Origin of the sequence: Microbacterium esteraromaticum, from assembly GCF_014084045.1 — a bacterium.
GTDB classification, from domain to species: Bacteria; Actinomycetota; Actinomycetes; order Actinomycetales; family Microbacteriaceae; genus Microbacterium; species Microbacterium esteraromaticum_D.
Genome location: NZ_CP043732.1, coordinates 1,727,408 through 1,751,698 on the forward strand (window position 1 = coordinate 1,727,408; position 24,291 = coordinate 1,751,698).

Annotated in this window: 21 protein-coding genes; 14 read left to right on the forward strand and 7 right to left on the reverse strand. The window is 65.4% G+C overall.

All coding sequences use genetic code 11. From position 1 onward, the window contains the following. Positions 1 to 155 precede the first annotated feature (155 nt). Positions 156 to 1,010, reverse strand: a complete 855-nt coding sequence (gene fdhD / locus FVO59_RS08180) for a formate dehydrogenase accessory sulfurtransferase FdhD (RefSeq protein WP_182252207.1) — start codon at positions 1,008 to 1,010, stop codon at positions 156 to 158. A 74-nt stretch (positions 1,011 to 1,084) separates the two neighbouring features. On the opposite strand from fdhD, the gene FVO59_RS08185 reads away from it, so the two are divergent. The 4 genes from FVO59_RS08185 (at position 1,085) to FVO59_RS08200 (ending at position 3,888) form a co-directional block, all read left to right on the forward strand. After that, positions 1,085 to 1,702, forward strand: coding sequence for an NTP transferase domain-containing protein (locus FVO59_RS08185; protein WP_182252208.1), 618 nt, complete (start codon positions 1,085 to 1,087; stop codon positions 1,700 to 1,702). Continuing rightward, positions 1,695 to 1,943, forward strand: a complete 249-nt coding sequence (locus FVO59_RS08190) for a DUF6457 domain-containing protein (protein ID WP_182252209.1) — start codon at positions 1,695 to 1,697, stop codon at positions 1,941 to 1,943. Before FVO59_RS08185 ends, FVO59_RS08190 begins: the two co-directional genes overlap by 8 nt. Before the next feature lie 61 nt (positions 1,944 to 2,004). Then, entirely contained in the window at positions 2,005 to 3,504 is a 1,500-nt protein-coding gene (locus tag FVO59_RS08195) for an L-serine ammonia-lyase, iron-sulfur-dependent, subunit alpha (protein WP_182252210.1), read from the forward strand. Between the two features lie 45 nt (positions 3,505 to 3,549). Further along, the gene (locus tag FVO59_RS08200; RefSeq protein WP_182252211.1) at positions 3,550 to 3,888 is read left to right on the forward strand and encodes an ATP-binding cassette domain-containing protein; all 339 of its coding nucleotides are present in this window, start codon (positions 3,550 to 3,552) and stop codon (positions 3,886 to 3,888) included. Positions 3,889 to 3,898: 10 nt separating this feature from the next. Here the strand turns inward: FVO59_RS08200 and hrpB are convergent, their stop codons facing one another. The 3 genes from hrpB to FVO59_RS08215 form a co-directional block, all read right to left on the reverse strand. Continuing rightward, positions 3,899 to 6,454, reverse strand: a complete 2,556-nt coding sequence (gene hrpB / locus FVO59_RS08205) for an ATP-dependent helicase HrpB (protein WP_182252212.1) — start codon at positions 6,452 to 6,454, stop codon at positions 3,899 to 3,901. Between the two features lie 168 nt (positions 6,455 to 6,622). After that, the gene (locus FVO59_RS08210; protein WP_182252213.1) at positions 6,623 to 8,245 is read right to left on the reverse strand and encodes a flotillin domain-containing protein; all 1,623 of its coding nucleotides are present in this window, start codon (positions 8,243 to 8,245) and stop codon (positions 6,623 to 6,625) included. Between the two features lie 54 nt (positions 8,246 to 8,299). Then, complete coding sequence (locus FVO59_RS08215) at positions 8,300 to 8,731, reverse strand: MarR family winged helix-turn-helix transcriptional regulator (RefSeq protein WP_182252214.1); 432 nt, start codon at positions 8,729 to 8,731, stop codon at positions 8,300 to 8,302. Positions 8,732 to 9,200: 469 nt separating this feature from the next. On the opposite strand from FVO59_RS08215, the gene FVO59_RS08220 reads away from it, so the two are divergent. The 6 genes from FVO59_RS08220 (at position 9,201) to FVO59_RS16665 (ending at position 15,009) form a co-directional block, all read left to right on the forward strand. After that, positions 9,201 to 9,938, forward strand: a complete 738-nt coding sequence (locus FVO59_RS08220) for a TnsA-like heteromeric transposase endonuclease subunit (protein WP_182252215.1) — start codon at positions 9,201 to 9,203, stop codon at positions 9,936 to 9,938. A gap of 77 nt (positions 9,939 to 10,015) precedes the next feature. Further along, a complete protein-coding gene (locus FVO59_RS08225; RefSeq protein WP_156172595.1) occupies positions 10,016 to 11,941 on the forward strand; it encodes a TnsB C-terminal domain-containing protein in 1,926 nt (641 codons plus the stop codon). Then, positions 11,938 to 12,228, forward strand: a complete 291-nt coding sequence (locus tag FVO59_RS16465) for a hypothetical protein (RefSeq protein WP_259363097.1) — start codon at positions 11,938 to 11,940, stop codon at positions 12,226 to 12,228. The genes FVO59_RS08225 and FVO59_RS16465 overlap by 4 nt, the downstream gene beginning before the upstream one ends. 5 nt (positions 12,229 to 12,233) lie before the next feature. Further along, complete coding sequence (locus tag FVO59_RS08230) at positions 12,234 to 12,965, forward strand: ATP-binding protein (RefSeq protein WP_259363530.1); 732 nt, start codon at positions 12,234 to 12,236, stop codon at positions 12,963 to 12,965. Beyond that, positions 12,962 to 13,864, forward strand: coding sequence for a TniQ family protein (locus tag FVO59_RS16750; protein WP_153243565.1), 903 nt, complete (start codon positions 12,962 to 12,964; stop codon positions 13,862 to 13,864). Before FVO59_RS08230 ends, FVO59_RS16750 begins: the two co-directional genes overlap by 4 nt. A gap of 482 nt (positions 13,865 to 14,346) precedes the next feature. Next, on the forward strand, positions 14,347 to 15,009 hold the full coding sequence (locus tag FVO59_RS16665) for a hypothetical protein (RefSeq protein WP_045264201.1): 663 nt from the start codon (positions 14,347 to 14,349) through the stop codon (positions 15,007 to 15,009). Here the strand turns inward: FVO59_RS16665 and FVO59_RS16670 are convergent. Beyond that, positions 14,890 to 15,174, reverse strand: a complete 285-nt coding sequence (locus tag FVO59_RS16670; protein ID WP_197073245.1) for a helix-turn-helix domain-containing protein — start codon at positions 15,172 to 15,174, stop codon at positions 14,890 to 14,892. The two genes, FVO59_RS16665 and FVO59_RS16670, sit on opposite strands and share 120 nt — an antisense overlap. Before the next feature lie 262 nt (positions 15,175 to 15,436). Here FVO59_RS16670 and FVO59_RS08250 point away from each other — a divergent pair, with 262 nt between their 5' ends. Next, positions 15,437 to 15,859: a hypothetical protein gene (locus tag FVO59_RS08250; RefSeq protein WP_156149170.1), complete on the forward strand. Its 423-nt coding sequence runs from the start codon at positions 15,437 to 15,439 to the stop codon at positions 15,857 to 15,859. An 86-nt stretch (positions 15,860 to 15,945) separates the two neighbouring features. After that, positions 15,946 to 16,323, forward strand: a complete 378-nt coding sequence (locus FVO59_RS08255) for a hypothetical protein (RefSeq protein ID WP_045264199.1) — start codon at positions 15,946 to 15,948, stop codon at positions 16,321 to 16,323. A gap of 23 nt (positions 16,324 to 16,346) precedes the next feature. Here FVO59_RS08255 and FVO59_RS08260 read toward each other — a convergent pair whose 3' ends face one another. Continuing rightward, positions 16,347 to 16,823, reverse strand: coding sequence for an HAD domain-containing protein (locus FVO59_RS08260; RefSeq protein WP_045264198.1), 477 nt, complete (start codon positions 16,821 to 16,823; stop codon positions 16,347 to 16,349). 476 nt (positions 16,824 to 17,299) lie between these two features. Here FVO59_RS08260 and FVO59_RS08265 point away from each other — a divergent pair, with 476 nt between their 5' ends. Next, the gene (locus tag FVO59_RS08265; protein ID WP_062635597.1) at positions 17,300 to 20,020 is read left to right on the forward strand and encodes an ATP-dependent DNA helicase; all 2,721 of its coding nucleotides are present in this window, start codon (positions 17,300 to 17,302) and stop codon (positions 20,018 to 20,020) included. Positions 20,021 to 20,204: 184 nt separating this feature from the next. Here the strand turns inward: FVO59_RS08265 and FVO59_RS08270 are convergent, their stop codons facing one another. Continuing rightward, a complete protein-coding gene (locus FVO59_RS08270; RefSeq protein WP_046746359.1) occupies positions 20,205 to 23,000 on the reverse strand; it encodes an NACHT domain-containing protein in 2,796 nt (931 codons plus the stop codon). A gap of 239 nt (positions 23,001 to 23,239) precedes the next feature. On the opposite strand from FVO59_RS08270, the gene FVO59_RS08275 reads away from it, so the two are divergent. Continuing rightward, on the forward strand, positions 23,240 to 24,109 hold the full coding sequence (locus tag FVO59_RS08275; protein WP_153243567.1) for a hypothetical protein: 870 nt from the start codon (positions 23,240 to 23,242) through the stop codon (positions 24,107 to 24,109). Positions 24,110 to 24,291 lie beyond the last annotated feature (182 nt).

Genomic DNA, 24,291 nt, shown 5'->3' on the forward strand with positions numbered 1-24,291 from the left:
GCACCGCGCCGACCGACATCGCGGCGCCCCACCCGGCGGCCGGGTGGTGGTAGTCCTGCTGCGACCACGGCTTGACGGTCACCGGTCCGTATCCGCCTTGTCGCGGACGAGCGGGCAGGAGTCCCGTGAAGAACGATGCGCCCTGCGGCGGCTGGTCACGCATGCCGGCTCCTCACCTCAGCACGCACCCGCTCGGCGTGCGTGTACACATTCATCGACCGCCCCCGCAGGAACCCGACGAGCGTCACGCCCGAGCGGTCCGCCAGGTCCACAGCGAGCGACGAGGGCGCCGAGACCGCGGCCAGCATAGGGATGCCGGCCATCGCCGCCTTCTGAACGAGCTCGAAGCTCGCGCGTCCTGACACCTGCAGCACGATGCCGCGCAGCGGCAGCCGGTCGGCGAGCACGGCCCATCCGACGACCTTGTCGACGGCGTTGTGTCGGCCGACGTCCTCGCGGAGGACGAGCAGCTCGCCTGTGGCCGCGTCGAAGAGCGCCGCCGCATGCAGCCCACCCGTCTTGTCGAAGGCATCCTGCCCTTCGCGCAGGCGTTCGGGGAAGGTGGCCAGCAGCCCGGCATCCACGGGCGTCTCGTCGATGGTCGTGTCGTGACGCGACACCGTCTCGACGGCGTCGATGCTCGCCTTGCCGCAGACGCCGCACGAACTGGTCGTGTAGAACGAGCGCGCGAGGTCGGGGGAGGGCGGGCGGACACCGGGCGCGAGCGCGACGTCGAGCACGTTGTAGGTGTTCTCCGCTCCGCCGGTTCCGGGCCCGCCGCAGTGGATCGCGGTTCGGAAGTCGGAACCCGAGGAGATGACGCCCTCCGACACGAGGAAGCCCGCGGCGAGCTCGACATCGTGGCCAGGGGTGCGCATCGTGACGGCAAGCGGCACTCCGAGCACCCGGATCTCCAGCGGTTCCTCGACGGCGAGAGTGTCCGGCATCCGTCTGGTGTCGCCGTCCAACGCGATCTTCAGCACCGGGCGACGTGTCGTGATGCGTCCCACGGGTCCGAGCGTACTCCGGGGGCGGACTCTCTCGGAGAACTCCTCCGCAGAGTCGCGAGCGCTAGCGTTGGGGCATGAAGACCCCAGGTCCCGCGCGACGCGTCGCGGTGATCCTCGCCGGTGGACGGGGGCGCCGTCTCGGAGGGGCAGACAAGCCCCTGATCCTGGTGAGAGGGCGGACGCTGCTGTCGTGCGCGCTGGAGGCCGCAGCGAGCAGAGAGAAGATCGTGGTGGTCGGCGGGCCCTTCGACATCACCGACGACCGCATCGTCTGGACGAGAGAGGAACCGCGGTTCGGCGGCCCGGCAGCGGCTTTGATGGCCGCGCTCGCCGTTCTCGACGACCTTCCAAGCGACGCCGAGGTGCTGCTGCTGGCCGCGGATCTGCCCGAAGCGGTGCGCCTCGCAGGGCTGCTCGACGCCGTGCCGATCCCCGAGGAGGACGACGGGCTGGTCGCGACGGATGGGGACGGCCGAGAGCAGTGGCGCGCCGGCCGCCATCGCCTGGACGCGCTCCGTCGTGTCCGCGCCGAGTGGGGAGATGGCGCCGGTGTGCCGATGAAGGTGATCATGCACGCGCTCCGGCTGAGCGCGGTCGACGTGGGCGCGGCTGCACTCGATCTCGACACCTGGGAGGCGATCGACGAATATCGAGATGCGCCCAGACACCCAGGAGGAGGAGATCGTGGATGACACCCCTGCCGACCTCGAGGGGTGGGTGCACTCCGTGGCTGCCGCCCTCGGCATCGATCCGGAGGAGGTGCCGATCGGCCTGCTCCTGGACGTCACCCGCGAGACGGCTCACGGGATCACGCGACCCGCTGGCCCCGTGACGACATTCCTCATCGGGCTGGCCGCGGGCCGGGGACTCGCCGTCGACGATGCCATCGCGACCGTTCGCGCCCGCCTGCCACGGACGCCTTCCGAGAGCTGACACCGACCTGCCGTCCGGTCGCCGCGGCCCCGACAAGCCGCGGCAGCCGTAGGCTGGAGGGGTGACTGCGTACGTCTCGGCTTTCGACCTGTTCTCCATCGGTGTGGGACCCTCGAGCTCGCATACCGTCGGGCCGATGCGCGCCGGCGTCGACTTCGCCGATCGCCTGCGTGCCCAGGGGATCCTCGACCGCGTCGCCCGGGTGCGCTGCGAGCTGTTCGGCTCGCTGGGAGCGACAGGGCTGGGTCACGGCACTCCGGATGCGGTCGTCGCCGGCCTGCAGGGACTGCACCCCGAGACCTGCGATCCCGCGGACGTGCGCGAGTTGTGGAGCTCGTGGCCCGAGGGGCGCGATCTGCTGCTCGCGGGGGAGCACAGCATCCCCTTCGCGAAGGACGACATCGCCTTCGTCCCCCGCACCCGGCTGCCCGGCCACCCCAACGCGATGACCCTGCACGCGCTCGACGCCGATGGCGCGCCGGTGCTCGAGCAGACGTACTACTCCGTCGGCGGAGGCTTCATCCGCCGCGACGGCGAGGAGGCGCGCGTCGCTGCGGCCCCGCAGCCGTACCCGTACGACACCGCCGAGGAACTGCTCGCCCTGTGCGACGAGACCGGCATGTCGATCGCCGAGATCGCCCGTGCGAACGAGATGGCGGTGCGCACCGAGGAGGAGGTCGCCGCCGGTCTGGATGCGATCTGGGATGCCATGGCCTCGTGCGTCGACGCCGGGCTGCACTCCGAGGGCACGCTGCCCGGCATCCTGAAGGTCAAGCGTCGCGCGGGCGACATCCGGCAGCAGCTGGAGGCCTCCGAGGCCGACGGACACCCGGCGCTGCCTGGTGAGTGGCTCGGCGCCTTCGCCCTCGCCGTCAACGAGGAGAACGCGGCCGGCGGGCGAGTGGTCACCGCTCCGACGAACGGCGCTGCAGGCATCCTTCCCGCCGTCGCGATGCACTGGTGGCGCTTCCTCGCCGACTCCGGTCTCGGCGTCGGCAACGCCGTCACCCCGCACGGCGAGCTGGTCGGCAGCGCACTGCTCGGCTTCCGCAACGATCAGGCTGCCCTGCCGGCAGCCGGCGAGCAGCTCGACGAGGCCGCCGTCGCCGAGGCGAACCGACGCCGTGGCATCCGCCGGTTCCTGCTGACCGCGACCGCGCTCGGGTCGCTGTTCAAGGCGAATGCGTCGATCTCGGGTGCCGAGGGCGGCTGCCAGGCCGAGGTCGGCTCGGCCTGCGCGATGGCCGCCGGCGGACTCACCGCCGTGATGGGCGGCACCGTGCGGCAGATCGAGAACGCCGCCGAGATCGCGATGGAGCACCACCTCGGTCTCACCTGCGACCCGATCGGCGGTCTCGTGCAGATCCCGTGCATCGAGCGCAACGCGATCGCCGCGTCGACCGCGGTCACGGCTGCACGCCTGGCGCTGCGCGGCGACGGTCACCACTACGTCTCGCTCGACGCCGTCGTCGAGACGATGCGCCAGACCGGGCTCGACATGTCGACGAAGTACAAGGAGACCAGCGAGGGCGGCCTCGCGGTGAACGTCATCGAGTGCTGACGGATCATCCGCCCGAGGACGCGTCCGCAGGCGGACAATCGACGCATGATCGACTCGGCGGATGCCGTCGTCATCGACGGGCTGCGCGTGCGGCGCGGGCATCACGAGGTGCTCGACGGCCTCTCGCTGCGCATCCCGCGCGGCGAGGTCATCGGCCTTCTCGGGCCCTCGGGGTGCGGCAAGACCACGCTGATGCGCTCCATCGTCGGGGTGCAGCGCACCCACGGTGGCACCGTGACCGTGCTGGGGGAGCCCGCCGGGTCGCGCGCGCTCCGTGATCGGGTCTCGTACGGCACCCAGGGCTCCGCCGTCTACGGCGACCTCAGCGTGCAGGGGAACCTCCGATACTTCGGATCCGTCCTCGGCACCCCGAGCTCGGAGTAGAGGAGACCCGTCATCGGCGCTCGGCGCGACGGGTGGTGTGGCGTGTGGGGGCGGCGGCCCAGGGATCCTCGGGCCAGGGGTGCTTCGGATAGCGCCCGCGCATCTCCGCTCGCACCTGCGCGTAGGGCCCCGACCAGAACGACGCGAGGTCTCCCGTGACGGCGAGCGGGCGCCCGGCGGGAGAGAGCAGGTGGAACAGCACGGGGACGCGTCCGCCGGCGAGGCGGGGTGTCTCGGCCCAGCCGAAGCACTCCTGCAGCTTGACGGCGACCACCGGGGCGGCCTCGGGTTCGTCGAGCGGGGGATAGGCGATCCGGATGCGCGAACCGCTGGGCACCTCGAGCCGCTCAGGGACGAGTGAGTCGAGCTCGGCCGCCGCAGGCCAGGGGAGCAGACGCCGCAGGGGAGCGGTCAGATCGATGCGGTGCGCCGAGGCCCCATCGGCGAGCGCTGTGAGCTCGGGTTCGAGCCATTCGTCGAGTCTGCTCAGCAGGGCGTCATCGGTGACGTCGGGCCACGGGGCGCCGAGCTCGCGGTGCAGCAGACCGAGTCTTCTGCGCAGCTCGTCGGCGGAATCCGACCAGGTGAACACACCGAGCCCGCGGGCGCGCACGGCACGCCGCACGGCACCCTGCGCCTCCGTCGCCGATGCACGCACCGGCATGGACGAGCGAACGATGGCGCCGATGCGCCGCTCTCGGCGGGCGGTGATCCGGCCGTCGGCCAGCTCGGCCTCGACTCGATCGGTGATGAGATGACCGGCGGCGCGCTCGACCTGCCTCTCGGTGATCACCGCTGCGGCGCGGATCACCGCTCCGGAGCCGGCTGCGATGCGACCGGATGCCCGGGCGACGTCGGCCACCGCGAGCCATTCGGCATCTGCGAGCGGCCCGCTGATGCCGGCCCGAGTGCCGGATGCGAGCAGGAACGTCGCACCGCCGGCCGAGCGCTCCACGCGCGTGGCGATGCGCTCGGGGAAGGCGAGCGCGACGACGAGCCCCGCGCAGTCGGCGTCATCGCGCGCAGCGCGGGTGGAGGGAATGAGACGCAGCAGCCGGTCGACCTCTCGCGACCAGCGCTGCGCCTCGGGCGTCCGTCCGCTCCGCAGCGACGACACAGCCGCGGCGATGTCGGAATCCCGTATGCGGATGTCGCCTCCGACCAGCGCGACGACCTCGGCGGCTGCGCGGGCACCGACGATGGCCGCGCCATCGCGGAGAGCGCGCGCGAGTCGGGGGTCGGTCGGGATGCGCGCGAGGGTGCGGCCCTCGTCGGTCGCGCGACCGACGTCGTCGATCGCACCGAGGCCGTGCAGCACCGAGATCGCGTCGCGCAGGCTGTCGGCGGGCAGCGGATCGATGAGGCGCAGACCTGAGCCGCCCGGCGCACCCCAGCAGGCCAGCAGCAGGGCGGCGTCGGCGAGGTCGGCCGTGTCGATCTCGGGTGCCGGCCGCGCGGGCGCGGCGGCGTACCCGCGCTCGTCGATGCAGCGCACCACGGTGCCGGGGCCCTGTCGTGTCGCTCGCCCGGCGCGCTGCACGCACGACGACCGCGATGCCGCGGTCGTGACCAGCCCCGTCATGCCGCGCGTCGCGTCACGCTGCGGCTGCCTGGCCAGGCAGCTGTCGACCACGAGCCGCACTCCCGGCACCGTCAGCGACGACTCCGCGAGCGAGGTGGTGACGATGATCCGAGGTGCGTCGCCGGCGTCGCGACCGCGGATCACGGCATCCTGGGCGGCCGCAGGCAGCTGCCCGTGCAGTTCTCGCACATCGAACGTCGGTGCTGCGGCGGCGATGCGGCGCGCGATCTCGGCGACCTCCCGAGCGCCGGGTGCGAAGACGAGAGCGTCGGCGCCGGGGTCGTCGATGACGAGCTCGCGGGCAGCGGATGCCGCCGTGGCGGCCACATGGTCGAGGAACCCCCGCGTGACCCCCCGTTCGTCGAGTCGGGGCGCGGGGCTCGGGGCCCATCGCTCGATCAGAGGGTGCGCGGGCACGGAGTGCTCGACGACGGGAGCCGGGGCGCCGTCGATTCCGATGACCGATGCGATGCGCTCGGCGTCGAGGGTCGCCGACATCGCGGCCAGCACGAGGTCGTCGCGCAGCTCGCGCACCTCGCCGAGCAGCCCGAGAAGCAGGTCGGTCTCGAGCGCACGCTCATGCACCTCGTCGATGATCACGGCATCGATGCCGTCGAGGCCGGGGTCATCGAGCATCCGGCGCAGCAGCACTCCCGCTGTGACGAACTCGACGCGCGTCTGGGGACTCACTCTGCGCTCGCCCCGCACGGTGAAACCGACTCGATCGCCGAGCGGCGAGTCGTCGAGCTCGGCGAGGCGGCGGGCGGCGGCGCGTGCGGCGACCCGGCGAGGCTGCGTGACGATGACGCGACCTCGGGCGCGTTCGGCGAGCAGCGGAGGCACGTGGGTGGTCTTGCCCGTGCCGGGAGGGGCGCTGATGACGACTGCCGTGCCCGCGTCGAGCGCGCTCCCGACCTCGGGGAGCGCCTCGGCGAACGACAGCCCGGCGCCGATGCGGGCGAGGTCGAACGCGCGGGAGGTCACACGACCAGTCTGCCGGGTGGCGGGGAGATGAGGTGCGGGGTCCGTTGTGAACGGGTGCTAGGCGAGATCCATACGGCGACCGGGCTGCGGTCGAGGCGCGGAATGCGAAGAGCCGCCTCGTGGGAGCGAGGCGGCTCTTCGGCATGCCGGATGCTGGATGCCGGATGCTCAGGCGCCGGTGAACGGCTCCGTCGCGTCATCGCCGGTGCGCTCGACCACGGTCGTCGTGGGCGCTGCGGTTGATGCGGATGCCGCGGGCTGGGCATCCGTCGCCTGGGCCACCCCGGCGCCGAAGCCGCGGCCGACGGCCTGGCCCTGGATGATCGCGGCGAGGTCGAGCCCGGTGGCCGCGCTCACGCTGTCGAACACCGAGCGCATCGCCTTGGCGCTGTCGCCGCCGACGACGCTGGACGCGCCGTCGTCGCCGGCGCCGCCGATGATCGAGACGTTGCCGATCGCGGAGTAGCCCTTGGCGAACTCGGCCATGATCGAGGGCAGCACCTCGAGCACGCGCTGCGAGAGGAACGCCTCCTGGTTCGAGGCGATGGCCTTGGCCTCCGCCTCGACGGCGGCGGCGCGCGCCTCACCTTCGGCGCGGATGGCCTCTGCCTCGGCGTTCGCGCGCAGACGGCGGGCCTCTGCCTCTGCCTCTGCCTGGGCGCGAAGGGCATTGGCGTCACCGGTGGCCTTGGCCTCGGCGGCGGCCGCCTCACCGGCGGCGCGGGCCTTGTCGGCCTGAGCCTGCTGCTCGGCGATGCGGGTGCGGGCCTCGGCCTGCTTGACCTGCTCGATAGCCGCTGCCTCTGCCGCCTTCTCGCGGGTGAACAGGTCTGCCTGGGCGCGGGTCTCGGCTTCGTAGCGCTGGGCGTCGGCGACGCGCTTGACGTCGGCGTCGAGCTGGGCCTGCTTGTTCTCGGCCTGCTGCTGCAGAACGGCCTGCTCGGCCTGCGCGCGGGCGAGCTGCTCGGCCTGCTCGGCCTCGGCGCGGGCCCGGCCGATGCCGGCATTGGCGTTGGCCGTGTTCGTGTCGAGCGCCGTCTGCTCGATCAGGTTCGCTTCCTGGTTGGCGATGTTCTTCTGGTTGATCGCACGGTCGGCGTTGGTCTGCGAGATCTCGGCCGCCTGGCGCTTGGCCTGGATCTCGGGCGCACCCAGCGACTGGATGTAGCCCACCTTGTCGGTGATGCCCTTGATCTGGAACGAGTCGAGGATCAGGCCCTGCTCGGCAAGCTCCTGCGAGACGTCTGCGGCGATCTGGTCTGAGAACTTCTTGCGCTCGCGCATGAGCTCGACCACCGACAGCGTGGCGACGATGCCGCGCAGTGCGCCTTCGAGCTGCTCGGTGGTGAACTGCTCGATCGCCTTGTCCTGAGATGCGAAGCGCTCGGCGGCGCGGCGCACGTACAGGGGGTCGGAGCCGATCTTGACGATCGCGACGCCGTCGACGTTGAGCGTCACGCTGTCGAGCGACTGCGCCTCGGCGTTCAGCGACACCTGACGCGAGCGCAGCGAGATGATCTCGTGACGCTGCGTGATCGGGTTGACCAGCGACTTGCCGTTGACGATGACCGTCACCGGCGACTCCTCGGTCTCGCCGCGGGTCGAGCCGTCGGCTGCGACGACCGTGCGCTGCACCTTCTGCTTGCGGCCCGAGATGACGAGCGCCTCGTCGGCGCGAGCGACCTTGATCCAGCTGCGCGCGAACAGCAGCAGGATCAGTGCGATGACGATCGCGGCGACGACCGCGATTCCGATGATGACCAGGATGCCGATTGCTCCGGCGATCTCCATGGTGACCTTCCTTTCCCCCTCGTAGGTTTCAGGTCCACCCTGCCAGAGTCCCGGTCACTGCACGCGGCGGAGCTTCCGCGTCAGCTGCAGCAGCGCCGCGAGCTCCGCATCGTCGAGGGGCGACATCTTCTCGGCGATCGTGCGCCCGTGCACGGTCGCCAGCTGTCGGAAAGCCCTGGCCCCGGCATCCGTCGCGGTGATCACCGCCCCGCGACCGTCGTCGGGATCGATCGCCTTCGTGACCAGCCCGCGGGCCACCATGCGGTCGATGAGGCGCGAGACGCTCGGCTGGCTGATGAGCGACTTGGAGGTGATGTCGCGCAGCCGGGAGGTCATCTCGGGCGAGCGCACCACGGTGAGCAGCACGTCGTACTCGCCCTGAGCGAGGTCGGAGCCCTCGAAGTCGACGGCCATCTCGGCGAGCAGCTGATGCTGCGCACGGAACAGGCTCTCCCACGCCTGCAGGGCGAGCTCACGGTCGGTCATGATCTCAGCGTAGTGTCGGCCGCCGACGTCGGGCAGGCAGCAGTAAGGGCCGGTCGGAGAGGCTTCCGGCCGGCCCTTGTCCCTTGCACCAAAGAGAGTCCTGCAATCACATGCGGTGGATGCCACAGCAAACATTCACCGTGCGATGAGTGTATAACGGCGAGGTAACGAATGCAACGGTTCGATTACGGATTCTGAGAATCGCCCTTCTGTCGTGTCCGATCTCACGAAAAGTGTCGGAGTCTCACGAAGGCTGTCGGAGAGTCTCACGAAAGTGTCGGAGTCTCACTAGACGTGTCGGAAGAGCGGCGTGTCGACCAGCCTCGTTGGGTGCCGGACATAGTCTGCCCGTGAGCAGATCCCCAGTCGGGGCATCTTTGTCAGGGCTCAGGACATAGGCCAGTACCGCTCCCCAGGAGAGAGGCTGACTGCCGAATAGGAAGTATCCGTCGATGTCGATTGGATCCCTATGGACCTGACTCAGCAGTGGCCTGTTCCTCCCACCACTAAAGCCAACCGGACGCGAGCTCGCGTTGAGTACCGTCTCGATGGCGTGCAACTAGAGCTCGACGCCGTCGACTGCGACAGCGTGCCCTTCGAACGAGGCGATCCCGTTCGGAACTTTCCCAGTTGGCGGCTCAAGCGTCATTACGACGGCTACCACTGGATGGGTGCGCTTGGCGCGTCTGTCGGATTCGAGTCGCTGACGGAGCGGGGCTGCCTCATCGAATTGGACCGCACCCCGGGCGTGGTTGCGATCGCCAGCCAGCCCATGTGGATCCGATGGACCACACCCGACGGCCCGCGCGAGCACTGCCCGGACTACTTCGTGCGTCTGGACGACGGGCACGCCGTGCTGATGGACGTCAAGCCGGCGACTCAGATCAAGGACGACGTCAGAAGACAGTTCGACATGACAGCGGTGTTCGCCGCTGAGCGCGGCTGGCGGTATGTCGTCTATGACGCGGAATCGGTAGTCCGCGAGGCCAACCTCCGATTCCTGGGCCCGTTTCGAGACTGGGCGAGCAGCGAAGAACTGCCAATGCTCCCAGAAGATGGGCTGCCCCTGGCTGAGGTAGCTGCGCTGCTCGGCGTCGGATCCGAGGGCTTCGCACACTGCTACGCGCACCTCTGGTCAGGGGCGCTCGAGGCAGATCTCGATCAAGCCCTCAACGTCAGAACGATCGTGTGGCAAAGGAGCGTGTAATGCGGGTTGTAGTTGGCGGGTCGCTCACGTGGCGTCAACGCAAGTTCTCGGTCTTGTTCATCGAGAAGGATTCGGCGATGCTCCGAGATGAGGACGGAAGTGAGGTCGAAGTCGCTCTCGACGAGCTTCGACATGATGCAACACCGGTGCCTAGCGACACTTCAGGTCTGCTGAACCTTCCTCTGCAGGTGCAGGACATCACGCCGGACATGGATGCGTGGCTGCAATCCTGCATACGTATCGAGGCGACCCGAGAAGAGATCGGGGTCGGGAAGGCTGTTGAAGCAGAGCGCGAGTGGCTGGAGGTGCGCCTAAGTAGAACTGTCTCCACGCGCGCCGTGGAGCGTCGGCTTAAAGCGTTCCGAGAGCAGGGGACGACCACTGCAGGCAAAGGCTCCCCACGCAAGAGCACATGGGATCCACGCCTCGTCGAGGCCATCAACCACGTACTCGGAGGAAAGAGCCGCGCCTCGACTGTGAGTCGAACTACAGCGATCGAACAAATCATGAGGCGCGTCGAACGTCTCCACGGCGATGCGGTGAAGCTGCCGAGCCGAGCGACGTTCTTCCGACTTCTCGAAGCAGACGAGCACGGGCAATTCACCTTCGGTTCGGCCAAGACTCGCGAGTCGCTTGCGCTTCAACCCGACGGCACATTCGGCACTCGCACCGCACTGCGTCCCGGCGAACTGGTCGAGATGGACTCCACGCGGATTGATGTCATGTTGCGGATCGATGACGAAACCGTCGGCCGGCCCGAACTGACGATTCTCCTTGACGTCGCAACGCGCTCGATTCTTGCCGCGATGCTCCGCCCCGAAGGGACGAAGAGCGTCGACCTGGTGGCTGTCCTTGCACGGGCCCTGGTGCCCTATGGCCGGCGTATGGAAGGGGTTCGCGAGACCCGACAGCTGATTTCGACGGCATGGGCTGACGATCAACTGATCGATCAGGAGCGATTTGAGCGATTGCGTATCGCGCAGCCGTATGTGTTTCCGGACACGATCACCACCGACCGCGGACGAAACTATTTGTCGCGGCATTTCCGCGCTGCGTGTGAAACCTTGAATATCTCGCTGATCACCTCGGCGCCGCACACACCAACGGACAAACCGCACGTAGAGCGAGCGTTCGGGGCAATCAACTCAATGCTGCTGCAGCATGTGAAGGGATATGTCGGCCGCAGCGTCGAACATCGCGGGCGCGACACAGACACGGAATCCGACGAACTACTGACGATCGCACAGGCCCAGGAGCTCCTAGAGGACTGGATCGCGGTCGAGTGGCAGAATCGTCCGCATGACGGACTGCGGGACCCGTTGCATCCGCGCATCAAGTTGTCGCCGAACGAGATGTGTCGCGCGTTCCGCGCTTACGTGCCCGAACTCCACGTACCGCTGACGCGAGACGACTACATCGCGCTGCTACCTGTGGACTACCGAGTTCTGAACCGCTACGGCGTGCGCATCGATAACCGCGTCTACAACTCCGAGCGGCTCAAAGGCCTGTGGAGGCGCAAGTCTCCTGACAAAGCGCGGAACGGCCGATGGCCGATCCGCGTAGACCCCTACAATCTGCACGTCGTCTGGCTCGAGCGGGACGGCGAGTTCATCCCTCTGAGATGGTCCAATCAGGTCCATGAACTCCCGATGCTGGGTGATGTCTGGCGGTACGCTCGCACGTCGCGCTCCGGTGGTGTCGCGGATCTCGATGCTGAACGTCGCGAGCTTGCGATGGCGATCAAGGCGTTCGCCGGTCAAGGGAATCCGGCCCCTCGAAGCAACGGTCAGAAGCGAAGCGGGCGAGAGCGCGCTCGATTGGCAGCGATCGCTGAAGATCCGATGAACTTCACCAGTGTGAAGGGCATCGAGGACGAGAAACGACCTGCTGACGATGACAATTCGTCCATCGAGACCACCTCTACTGAGGAATGGCCTAACACCGGTGGCTTCCCTCTCATCGGAGACAGGCTCGACGAGGTGCGGCGGAGGATCGACGAATGATCGAGATCGCGACCAAGGAAGGCTGGCGCGAGCACGTCGACACCGCGTATGAGCGCCCGGCGCCGGTCACATCCGAGGAGCTTCGGGCCATGAGCTTCGGGGACCGCGCGTTATACAACCAGGGACGAGCTCAATACTCGCAGGCAGGCGCCTTCGTGCGGACACCGCAGTTCGAAGCCTTCCAGCGAGCCGTGCGGGATCGCGTCATGCTCAACGCCTACCGACGAGTCGGGAAGCTAGGCCTGATCCTCTCGGGGAGCCAGGCCAGGGCAAGACTACTTCGCTAGTCGAGATCGGTAGAGCACACGAACGCAGGCGGCGAGACACCGGCCACCCGGCTGCGGGGCCGGGCATGCTCCCAGTCGTGTATGTCGCGGTACCCGCCCAGTGCTCAGCCAAAGCTCTGATGCATGAGTTCGCCCGATTCCTTGGTCTCCCGGTTCTCAGCAGGATGACCTACGGGGACCTGCTGGAAGCGGTCTCGAACGCCCTGCGCAGATGCTCCACCGAACTTGTCTTGGTCGATGACGTGCATCACCTCGATCTGAAGTACCGGCAGAACGTCGAGGCATCAGACATGCTCAAGCAGCTTTCCGAGCGATGTGGAGGCACGTTCGTCTACGCCGGAATCGCAGTTGAGGGGACCGGACTTCTCGACGGCTCACGTGGTGGGCAGATCGGGAAGCGATTCGAAGTGCACGTGGCCTTACCATTTCCTTTGATCTCGACCGCGGAGAAGGCTCGCTGGGGTGATCTGCTTCTCGCCATGGAGAGCTCACTGTGTCTAGCAGAGCAACGGCCAGGATCGATTCTGTCCGCGGCGCCGACACTGCACGCGCTGACGGGCGGGGAGATCGGACTGCTCAAGGACCTCTTGCAGTTCGCTGCCCTGAGCGCGATGGACGACGGAACCGAGAAGCTCGATTCGGCCGCATTTGAACGCGATCTTGCCCGCCGTCAGACGGCCGCAACGCTCCACACAAGCAAGCCGCGACGATCGCGAACGCCTGTGAGTGCGGCATGACCTCGCGTCCCGGGCTTCCGACTTCCGTTCGCCTGTATCCGGGAGAAACGGCGGCGAGCTACTGGGCGCGGCTTTGCGCCGCAAATGCAATCGGCGAAAAGGACCTCTGGTTGGCGTTGCGACGCGAGGATCGAACCCTCCCAATTCGGGTGACACCGAGAAGCGCCCTCCGGAAGATCGAGGCGTTGGGTGGGCTTCCGGATGGTGCATTGCTCCGCGAAGCCGGCGGTCGCGCCTGTGGACATGGTGGCGCCACGCGTCAAGTCGAATGCCCGAGTTGTCGCATGATTCCGGCAGCTGTGGCTCTCTGCAGACGGTGCGCCCGAGGCGATCAGGTCACAGTCGCGCGTATGCACGGTCCGGTCTGCGTGCGACACCGGAGGTGGCACGGAAGCGGCCGAGATATTCCCCTGCCGGGGAGGCACAAGCACCTGCTCGCGCAACGCCTGCTGAATGGAACTCTCACTCTTCGAGGTGTGCCGTATCGGTCACCCGAAGTTGATGCGGCCGCGGAGTTGCTGCGACTGCGAAATCTCGAAGGTGGGTGCGCAGCTGAACTTCTGGATGACGAGATTCTTCAATTTCCGCGGCGAATCGCGCTCACTGCGCGGCTCACTGACGCTCGTCTCGCGAACGTTCTGATGTCGCAGGGTCTCGGTGGGTACGCACTGGCAATGCTGTTCGATCGCGTAGTCGCCGCGCACTCTCTAGGGCATCGCGCCGTGGACGGCATCTTCGACAGCCTGAGAATTCAGGGACGGGAACTCTGGATCGGCAGGTCCGCGGTCGCGACGCAAGGCGGCTGCGTGCTTACGCCCGCTGCCAGGCGCATGCTTCCGAGGGTCAAGGCGATCAGGGCGCATGTGCTGAACCATCGTGTGGAACTGAGGTCGAGGTAGGCATGCGAACTCTTCCCTGTCGTGTGATTCCGCTGCCCGGGGAGACGCCTGCCGGTTTCCTGGCTAGGTTGGCCGTCGCCAACTCGCTCGATCTCAGCGCGCTCACCCACTATTTGGAGCGGACGGTTGGTGCCAACAGGTCGAGCTCGACCAACGCTCGATTCACATCTGCGACTGAGGCAATCGGTGCGCTGCCTCCCGGGTACTTCGCCAAGGAGCGCGCACGCTTCCGTCTGTATCGGCGCTGCCACCACGTTCGGTGGATGCTTCGACGCTGCGCCACGTGCGAAGTTGTTGATCGCGCTCGCTCCGCGTGCTTGGTATGCAGCGACGGAAACCCGACTGAGGTGTTCAGTAGGGGAGGTGGGTTTTGCATTCGCCACCGTCGATGGCACTTCCTCGGTGAAGATGAACTCCTGTCCACCCCGTCGGCGTGCCATCGCGCCGAACAGTCGATTTCAGGAGTCCTTTGGAGACGTGGAGTGACGATGCACACGGGCGAATACGACCTTGCCCTGCGCTTGATCATCGACAGCTGGCAAGAGCGACCTGACGCGCGCTGGCTCCGAGCCTCGTGCTCGTATGCGCCGGCAGTTGACCTGCTCGTGACGCTAACGCACCCTGACGTCACGCTCAGCTTGTTTGCACTCGCCGAGAGCGACTCCCAGCAGGTCGAAGGGCTTATCGGGCTCGTCGTAGGCATTGGAGGTGGAAGCCGGACGGCGGAACTGGAATCGACCGCAGCCACGGTCGTAGCGGTTCACCGCGCCGCGATGTACACCGCGATCCGAATGCCGAAGTCGAGCGGGGCGACGGTATCGAAAACGCCATTTGAGAAGGGGGTCGCGGAAGCGTCCTACCGTGAGAAAGCGGTTCTCCTGCGCCACATCACGCGCTCCGGCAGAAGAGCGGACATCCTGGAGCGTTCTGTGCGTGCGGCACCTGCATCTCGGGTCGTATCCCGGCGCATCGTTCCCGGCTGGGCCGACGATGCACCGTGGGTCACGCAGGGGCCTGAACAGCGCTCAGCGACTTCGAAGATCGGGAGCGTTCCCCGGGACCAGATCGGTCAAGGTGATGCCGAGCACCTGGGTGAGAGCCAGGAGAGTTCGCAACGTCGGGTTAGCCGGGTGGCCGGGGCGTGATTCGCCCTTCTCGTACTTCTGATACGTGTACCGGGTCAGCCCGGCGCGGTAGGCCACGTCTTCCTGGCTCAGATTGGCTTTGTGGCGAGCAGTGCGAAGGGAAGTGGCGAAGCGCTGCGCGAACGCATCCCAGTCTGCTTCCAAGTCGTCGTTCCGCTGGCGCACCTTCCAAGCGTCTAGATCCGGGCTCTCATGCTTGGCCTAATCGGTATGGCATAATTTGGGAGGCCATACGAAACAATCATCATCTTCGTCGGATTGCTCCGCTACTCCCTGCACGTGTGCTGCCCATCCCGGTGACTGGCGGTCGCGCCGCGGGATCGGCCCGTGCATGCGACCGCGAAATGTGATGGTGTGCGTCATGTGTGAGGCGTTCCCGATCTGGTGGCAGGACATCACGAGTCCGCCGCCTACAGAATGGGTGTACATGTTCGAAGAGTTCACCGGCGATGACACCGCGGAGGAATGGGCGCTGGCTGCCGCCATCTTCATCGCGCAGACTCGACGCCGCACGGGCCTCGGTCCGACGTTCGCCGAACTCTTCACCCACCTGCTGCCCGACACCGGTGGATTGCCGGGTCCTTTCCCAGAACTCGAGTTCATGGAGCGCCGACGGGCGGTCACGGGATTTCGAGGTCACGCCGCTATCGAGTGGCGTCGTCGAGGAATGATTAGCTTCGACAGGGCCGTGATGCGCAGTCTGCGCGTAGGGCGCGCGTTCCGTGAGCATTCTCGACGGCGGCAACAGTCCCGAGCGTCCCTAGTTGCCCGTAACGGTTCGAAGCATTCCACACTGGTCCTGCTTGCGGAACCGCTGGAGGTGGCTGACGAAACGAACGAAGGTACGTAGGCTCCCATCGAGCCGATGTACCCGTGAACCACCACTAGCCCGTTCGAGTCGTCTAGAGCGGAGAACGTCGATCAGGAGGGGACGATATGACTGAGAACGCTCCGCCGGGGCTTCGGCGGATCATTGCTCGCATCGAACCTGGCTGGCCTGAGCTCATCGATGTGAGCTCCGGCTGGTACCCGCTTCTCGACCGGCTTGACAGAAAGCTCGCGGCGATCGCTCCGGGCTACGTCGTTCAGCAGATCAAATCAAAGTTTGGCTCTCTCAGCTTTTACGCTCGTGCATCCGACGACGTCTACGACTACAACGAAGTGTTCAGCGACGCCATCCTTGCTGCTGAGTGGGAGAGCACGAGGACCTGCGAAGAATGCGGGGCACCGGCGAGGACCTACACGATCCGAATGTGGGTGTGGGCACTCTGCGCGTCTCACGCTCGTGCCAAGGCCGGGGAAGCATCCGAATGAGGGCCGCCCTGCCTGGCGGACGTTCAGACTACGAGCTGCTCGTCTAGGAACTGATCAATTTGCCCAACATCGGCAAGGGTGAGGCCCACGAACTTGTCGGGGCGGACGACCAGCGATGGGACCTCCGTCATCGCGGTTAGCCGTTGCTCAGCGTCCTCGGGAGCTCGATCGTCTGCCCACACGACCGCATCTGGGCCCGTCTGCCGGATGTGCGAGATGAGGCTCATCGTCCGCCATCCACTCTTTGGCCAGTTTTGCCAGGGCACGTAAGGGCCATTGAGCTTGCCGCGTAACGGCTCGCGGATCAACCAGCCGACCTGATCGCGCGGCCAAGTCGTCAACCACGCGAACTGCACGTCGGCTCGCAGTGCGAGATCGTCAAGCGCGTCCACGAGGTCATCGTCGACCGTCATCCAGGAGCGCCAGCCTTGTGCGTTCTGGTGCAGCGTGCGCTCTTCCTCGCGGTGGATCCTGGAGATCGTGCCATCGACGTCGAGCACAAGCAGTGCGGAGCGCTGATGCGAGCGTCTATCCATGATCAGGCATCTCCCCGTAAGTGCTCGGGGGTTTGGACGTGCAGCCGCCTTGACGTGTCCGACGAAGGCTCCGAGATCGTCATAGCGCGAGCTTACGACCCCCTTGAGTTTGAGGTGGAAGTGGCTAAGCGTGAGTGGTCAGCGACGCCGGGTGCCGAGTGATGCGCCGGAGTGTCTCCTTCGGGTGGGAGAAGCCGCGTGCGTTGAGAGCCTCGTGCGCTTGGTCGGTGGGGTACATGCCGGATGTAGGGGTGGCTCGTCAATTTATGAAGTGCTCGAGCGTAGCTCGGCTGCCGAGGTACGTGCTGAAGATTGGACGGAACTCGGCTAGTTCGTGACGTACTGCAACCACGCGCGGTACTTTGAGCGTACAGCGATCCATCCCAGCGCTCTGGCACGAGCCACAGGTTGGACACGACGAGGCTTGCAAGGGGGCGGCGATGAGAACAGTCGATGATCAGATCCGTAGCGCCGATCGTGCCATCTGTGACAGCATCGCTGCGCTGAAAGGCGATCGTGCACTTATGTCGCTCGTGGTTTTGTCACACCTTCGAAATCTCGTAGAGGGAGCAGCGGTTCGCCTTCACACGGGCCGTGCTGATGCTGACTACGACTACGACGCGATTCAGGCGGCGCTGGTCGCCATCGGGTCAGCGCCGAAGCGCGTTCAGTTCCTGCACCGTTTCCACAAATTGCTACAGGAGAGCGTGTCGCACTACACGATGGATGGTGACACCTCCGAGCGGCTGATGCTCAAGTACTACGAGTACCTCATCAGGCTACGCCTGCTGCTGCGGGCAGCTTGCAAGATTGAGACGCTCAATAATCTGGAGGATTTTCCGGTCAACCTCGATCCTTCACTTCGCGAGTACCACCGCAAGATCGCCGCCCGGATCGATGCCGTCCGCGCCAATCCGACACCAGGAGGTGTTCGGAACCGGTACTACGTCCATCGAATCCGGCCGATCTTCACGAAGGGGCGGATTCTCTACGAGGTAGTCTTCCGCGCGACGACTGATCACTTGCAGAAGGTCGACCGAATCATTGCCTTCACGGACATCGAGATGACGGACAAGTACGCGGCGAACCTTACCGTGGTTTCCGAAGCCATCGACGTGCTCGGCCAGACGATGCCGATCACCATCATCACGGACTGGGAGGTCTCGATTCGTCCGTGCGAGTTCGACAACTTCGCTCGGTTGTTCGGAGTGGCGTCGAAGGTATCGTCAGGGTCCAGTGAGTACCGCGTGCTTATGGAGTATTTGACTCGAACGGAGACTGGACTCCTCGATGTCGTCGCGCTTCCTGACACTAGGTTTGCGGGGCTACGAGAGGATGCCACGCGGCGCGTCCAGAAGGCGGCGATCTTTCCCGTGCTTGAGAGGGCCCGCGATCTGATTTCCCGCCATCGCCCCGGGCACAACATGATCCGCTACCTCATGCTCAGGATGAATAACCTGATCCTCAAGCAGCAGTACAGCTCTCAAACCTCTAGCCTGCTTTCGAATCTCAACCTGGATCGCGGATGCAAGCCATTCGATTCAATGCCCTTCTGCACCTCGCCGAAAAAGCACAACGTCACGTTCTCCGACCTGGTCGAAAGTCTGGACACTCGTGACCGCGTCCACGAGCTGCTTGCTCGTCGTGTAAAGAACAACGTCGAGCAGCACGGCATGCTCTACACACCCGATGAGGAGCTTGAGCGCTTCGGCGACATTGACGCTTTGATCGCGACCTTCAACAGCAAGCTCTGGCACGGGCACCGCCCGGCGCGGGACCTCGTCCACGACAAGAAGCACGTCTTCGTCCAGGAGTACGAAGACGACTCGGTCGAGATCATCGAAGAACTTCAGGCCCACGCCAAATCTGGGATCGGCGGATATACCGAGGCGGTCGAGCGATGGCTTGAGGAGACGCCGACGGTGAACGTGGATGATCCGGTGAAAGAGGCAGCGCTCAAAGCACTGTTCGCGAGTTCCCAGGTCGCCTTGATCTACGGTGCAGCCGGCACGGGAAAGTCGACGATGATCGACCACATCGCTCACTTTTTCAACGACAAGAGGAAGTTGTTCCTGGCGCACACCAATCCGGCGAAGAACAACCTTGAGCGGCGCGTCAGTGCCCAGAACTCCACGTTTCGAACGATCGCGAGCCACCTCTGGAACGACACCGGCACCGAATTTGACGTGCTGTTCATTGACGAGTGCAGCATCGTCAGCAACGACGATCTCCTCCAGGTGCTACGGCGGACGTCGTTCGAACTACTTGTTCTTGTCGGGGACAGTTACCAGATCGAATCAATAAAATTCGGCAACTGGTTCACGTTGGCTCCGGCGTTCCTGCCGGACTCCTCGGTGTTCGAGCTCACCAGCCCCTACCGCACGAAGAGCGCCCAGCTACTGAAGTTCTGGGATGCCGTGCGCGGCATCGAGCCGAACATCGAAGAGTTGCTGGCTCACTACGGCTACTCAGCCGTGCTCGACGAGACCCTCTTCGCACCGCGCAATGACCAAGAGATCATCCTGTGCCTCAACTACGACGGCCTATACGGCATCAACAACATCAACCGGTTCCTCCAGAGCGGCAATCCTGGCGAAGCGACCGTTTGGGGCGTCTCAACGTACAAGATCGGCGACCCCGTCTTATTCGGGGACACCTCGCGATTCAGAGGAGTCATCTACAACAACCTCAAAGGAACGATTGTTGGAATCGAAACCTTCCCCGGTCAGATCCAGTTTGACATCGAGTTAGATCGGATACTCACGGCATTTGATGTCGCGCGAGTCTCCGGATTGCAGTGGCTCGGCGGCTCGACGGTCCGTTTCTCCGTTTCGGAGCAGGGGAGTACCGACGAGGAGGACGAGTCCAATAGCAAGACGGTTCCGTTCCAAGTCGCCTACGCGGTTTCCATCCACAAGGCGCAAGGTCTCGAGTACGATTCCGTGAAGGTTGTGATCACCGACGCCAACGAGGACCGCTTCTCACACAGCATCTTCTACACGGCGGTTACCCGAGCTCGAGAGCGCCTCACGATCTTTTGGACGCCAGAGACCCAACACGCTGTGTTGAGCCGGCTCGAACGACCGCACCAAGGACGGGACCTCGGTCTACTCCGTGGACGCCGCGGGCTCAAGTCGATTGGGTCGAAGAAGCGTCCCTAGTCTCCGGTCGGTGTCGCCACCGGCTGCTGAGCGGGGTCTGGTCAGGCCCAGCGGCAAGATCGGCACCACGACCCGCGTCGCCGAAGTGGGGAACAGTCCGAAATGGCCGACTTCATCTCCACTCGTCTCCGTGCATGTGTGCGGCGCGCGCGGCGGTTGGGGTTCGCGTGCAGTTTCGTGACGGTCAGTCGAGTTGGTCGGAGACGGGGCGGCGGCCGGCGCCGCGTTCGTAGATGACAGACACCCCGTGCGGGACGCGCCAGCTCTCGAGGGGGAGAGAGGCGATGAGGACTTCGAGGAGTGCGGCGGTGTGTGGGTCGTCGATCAGTTGCGCGGTCGAATTGTCGGTGACGGTGTCGTTGTGCACGAGGGTCACGCCGACCTCGCCGCTGCCGAACGGTGGTGCGTGGTAGAAGTTCAAAGCATCGAGGAGGGGTCTGAGGGCCACGACCGCGTCGCCGGGTTCTGGCAGCGACGAGATGTGGTCTTCGAGGACGGTGCCGAGGCAGTCGAAGGTCTCGGAGGTTCTCGACAAGATCGGTTCTGTGGCGTCCCGGAGCGCTGCCTGACTGATCCCTGCGTCGAGCTTGGTCATCGCGAGGAGGAACCGGGCGGTGTGACTTGCTCGTGGAGTCCCGGATAGGGCCTGGATGAGTGTGTTGCGAATGAGGCTTCGTGTGGTGGAATCGGCGCTGGCTGCTGCGGTGAGGCCGTCCGCGAACGCCTGCATGTTGCGTGGTGCCGGGCCGGTCAATGCTCGGAGGGCGACTTGGACGAGTCGGCGCAGCCATTTAGGTGTCTGGGTGGCGAGGCCATCGTCGAGGAGGGCAGCGGCGAGTTCGGGGCCGATCGGGCTCAACCAGCCGGGCCACGTCTCGCCGATGTCGACGTTCTCCACGATGTGGACGATCATTTCTCGTTGTTCGTCGGTGCCGTTGGAGAATACGTATCCGGCCATGAACACCCAGGTTGCGCGCCAGTGCGGGCTGGGGGCGAGGGCGATGAGCCGCGTGCGAAGGTTGGCGTCGTTGGTTTTCACGAGTGACCGAGCAGCCATGAGTTCTTGAAGGCTGCGGACTTCGAAGGCGAACCCGTCGTCTTCGGCGGGCACGAGGAGGACGAGCCGTTCGGTTGCGGCTTGCATGATCCGGTCCCCGATCTGGGTTCGGAGGCGGTCTGTGTCGTGTTCGAGTTCGGTGAGTCGGGCGTCGAGAAGCTCGCGCATCTGCCCGCGGGGCATCACCGATTTTTCGCCTCCGGAAGTTTCCGCCTTGATGTGGAGGACCCGGCCGACCGTTTCGTGCAGATAGATGATGGCGTGATTCTGTGACGCGAGGAGGGGTGCCAGGGTGGTGGGTTTTCCTGCTTCGCGCGTGTACATCGTGTCGAAGTACTGGGAGTAGAGCTGGTAGCGGTCCGAGGGCAGTGTTCCGACTCGCTCCAGGATGATCGTCATGATCAGTACCTGGAGCGGAGTCTTCATGAGGCGTTGCATCGTGCTCAGTGAGAACTGACGTTCCAGGGACGCGAGGAGTGGGTCTCGGCGGTCCGGATCGTCGGCGAGGCGCCGTTGAGTGACCATGCGCCCGTAGCGTTCTGCTGTTTCCCGATCGAGGGAGGTGAGGTTAAGTTGACGGAATCGTTCGGGCATGAATCGTTCCGCGTCGCTGGAGGGGCGGGTGGTGACGATGCAGAGGAGGTCGGCGTTGCTGTTCTCGAGGTCTTCCACAAAGTAGGTGATCGCGTCGAGCACTCGTGGGCGGACCTCGAGCGCGGTCACTTCATCGAGCCCGTCGAGGATGATGATCGACGGCCAGGAGGTGAGCCACCGTTTGAGGACGTTCGGTTTGATGTCGATGTCGGCCCGGCGCGAGATCGTGTCGGCGAGGAATCGGAGCAGCATGAGGTCGCCGCTCGGCCCGATGGCCGCAGCGAAATCCGTGAGCCTGATGAGCACGGGCCATCGCCGCCCGGTAGGACCATCCGTCCCGAGGCCGCGGAATGCTGCCTCGGTTGCTTCGCGGACGTGCCGAGCGGTGGGTGGCAGAGACTCTTCTGCCGCAAATTGTGAGCGAAATGCCTGCGTGACGAATTTCGTGATGGTGCTCTTGCCGCTTCCTGCTCGTCCGGTTATGACGACGTGGGGGCGCTCCACCCGATCGGCCATCATGGGTTTCAGCACAGCGCTTGACCGGGTGAAGATCTCGGAGAGGACCGTAGACTCCGTTGCGTCTTCGTCGGTAGTTTTCAGGTCGATGACGATCTGCTCGACGGACTCGCGGTCGCTGCCGCCAGCTTCTTGAAAATGGACCCAGCGTTCGGCGGACAGCGCCGCTCCCGCGTGGGTGTGTAAGAAGGGATGCAGCTCGTCGGGCCTCAAGGTGTCGGAAATCTGAGTGAGGCGTTCGAGCAGGTCACCCACGGTGAGGAGAGCCCTGAACCCGTTGCGCACGGATCCGTGCGCGGTGAGAAGAGAGTTGACTTTGTCTCGGTGCCACACCCGGATCTGTCGAAGGCCGCGCTTTCGCAGGGTGACTCTCGGGTCGCCGGACGCGGGGTTGTCCAACCATTTGGCAAGGTGCGCGGTGAGGCGGTCGATGCCGGCGCCCGGCGCACTCGAGATGCGGGCGTTCGTGACGAAAAGGAGGTGGTCCGGGACTGAAGCCCGGGTGCTGGACATGTCCAGCCATTTCTCGAGTTCCGCGTCGATCTGCTTGAGAAGCCAAGAGAGGTTGTTAGCGGGATCGACGGAGTGATGCTCGCGCTGTTTCGCTTGGATCACCGTGTACCCATCCCACACGTTCGGATCGTCAGGCTCGGTGCCCCACCGAATGAGCCCACGGAAGGTGGCCTCGCGCCCCCCGTCCGGCCCCGCCCCGAAGGCTTCAAGCCCTGGACCGAACACCTCCTCACACACGGCGATCGTCATTTGTTCGAAAGCGCGCGGACTGAGTTCCTCGAGCGGGTAGTCCTGGGCCATGGGGGCTCCATTCGTGGTCTTTCGAGGCGAGACGATTCAATACGTGACAGATCCAGTCGGTCGCATCAATGTACCGAACAGGGCCACTGTTTCACGGCAGGGTGCTCGCCGAGGCTGCTCGAGCAGGAGCGTTGAAGATTGTGCGAAGCGCCCTCCCTTACGAGTGACCCGTGCCGAACATGTCCGGAGAAGCGCAGAGCGTCGGCCTCGGTAAGATCACGTGACCGCCAGGAGGCCACGTGATCTGTCTAGCCGCCCTCGCCTGCGTCGCGCCGGCCCCTAATCCTCTTGCCGACCTGGTGCAGGTGGGGATCCTGGTCGTCGCGGCTGTGGCACTCTTCTGGGCTGTCCGGGAGTGGGTATGGGGCGGCAGCATCCTGAAGGTGCAGCTCGAGCTCGGCCGAACCGATGGCCTCCGGATGGTACGTGCCTCTCCGGCAGATATGGAGAACCCCGATGCCATCGACTGGCGGATGCCATACAGACTGGACGGTCCCGCACTCGATGTCGCTGTCATCACCGTGATCAACAAGGGCCGAACCCCGGTGACGGTACTCAGCCCGGCGCTGCTCTTCAGCTCGAAGGGTGCGGAGGACTTGCGAGTGTCGGGTCAGCTGGTAGGCGGCAGCTGGGGAGAGGACGAAAGCCGGATCCGGCTCGAGGTCCATGACTCCTGCGTCTTTACCCTGATGCTGCAGCCGATGGCCGTCATCGCGCGCAGCGACATGACCTTCCAGAAGCCTCAAGGAGCGGGGGGAAATATCTGGGCTCGCGCAGCCGTGACGTCGGGGAAAGGTGGCGTCAAACTATCGCCGAGCTCCGTCCGGTCGAGAGCGAAGTGGTACTCGCTGAACCGCCTGGATGCTCGATGGAAGGTGAGCACTCCGTTGCGCGGGAAACCCCTCACTCCCACCGAAGAGCTGATGGCGCAGTTCCTAGCCCCCGGCGGAGATGTCTACGATCAATCGGTGCTGCTCGGCAGCGTGCTCGGTGCCGCGGAAGCAGGAGAATCCGTGAACGAGCTCGCCGCGCGGGTCGAAGACCGATACGGGATCATGAATGCCGGCAAGATCGCGATGCGCGCGATGGTCCTCGCTGGGAAGCTCTAGGGGCTTCGCGGCCTTCGAGAGTGCAGGCTGACCGCTACGCCAATGGCTGCGCACGGGCACCTCGCCCCGGGCGCTTCTGATTGGGGAGGGTAGTGCGGGGTGCAGCTGTGTACGTGAGCGTGAGGATCTCGCCAGCTGCAGGGGTCTTCACGGCGAGTGGTCGATAGGTGCGTTCCCACTCG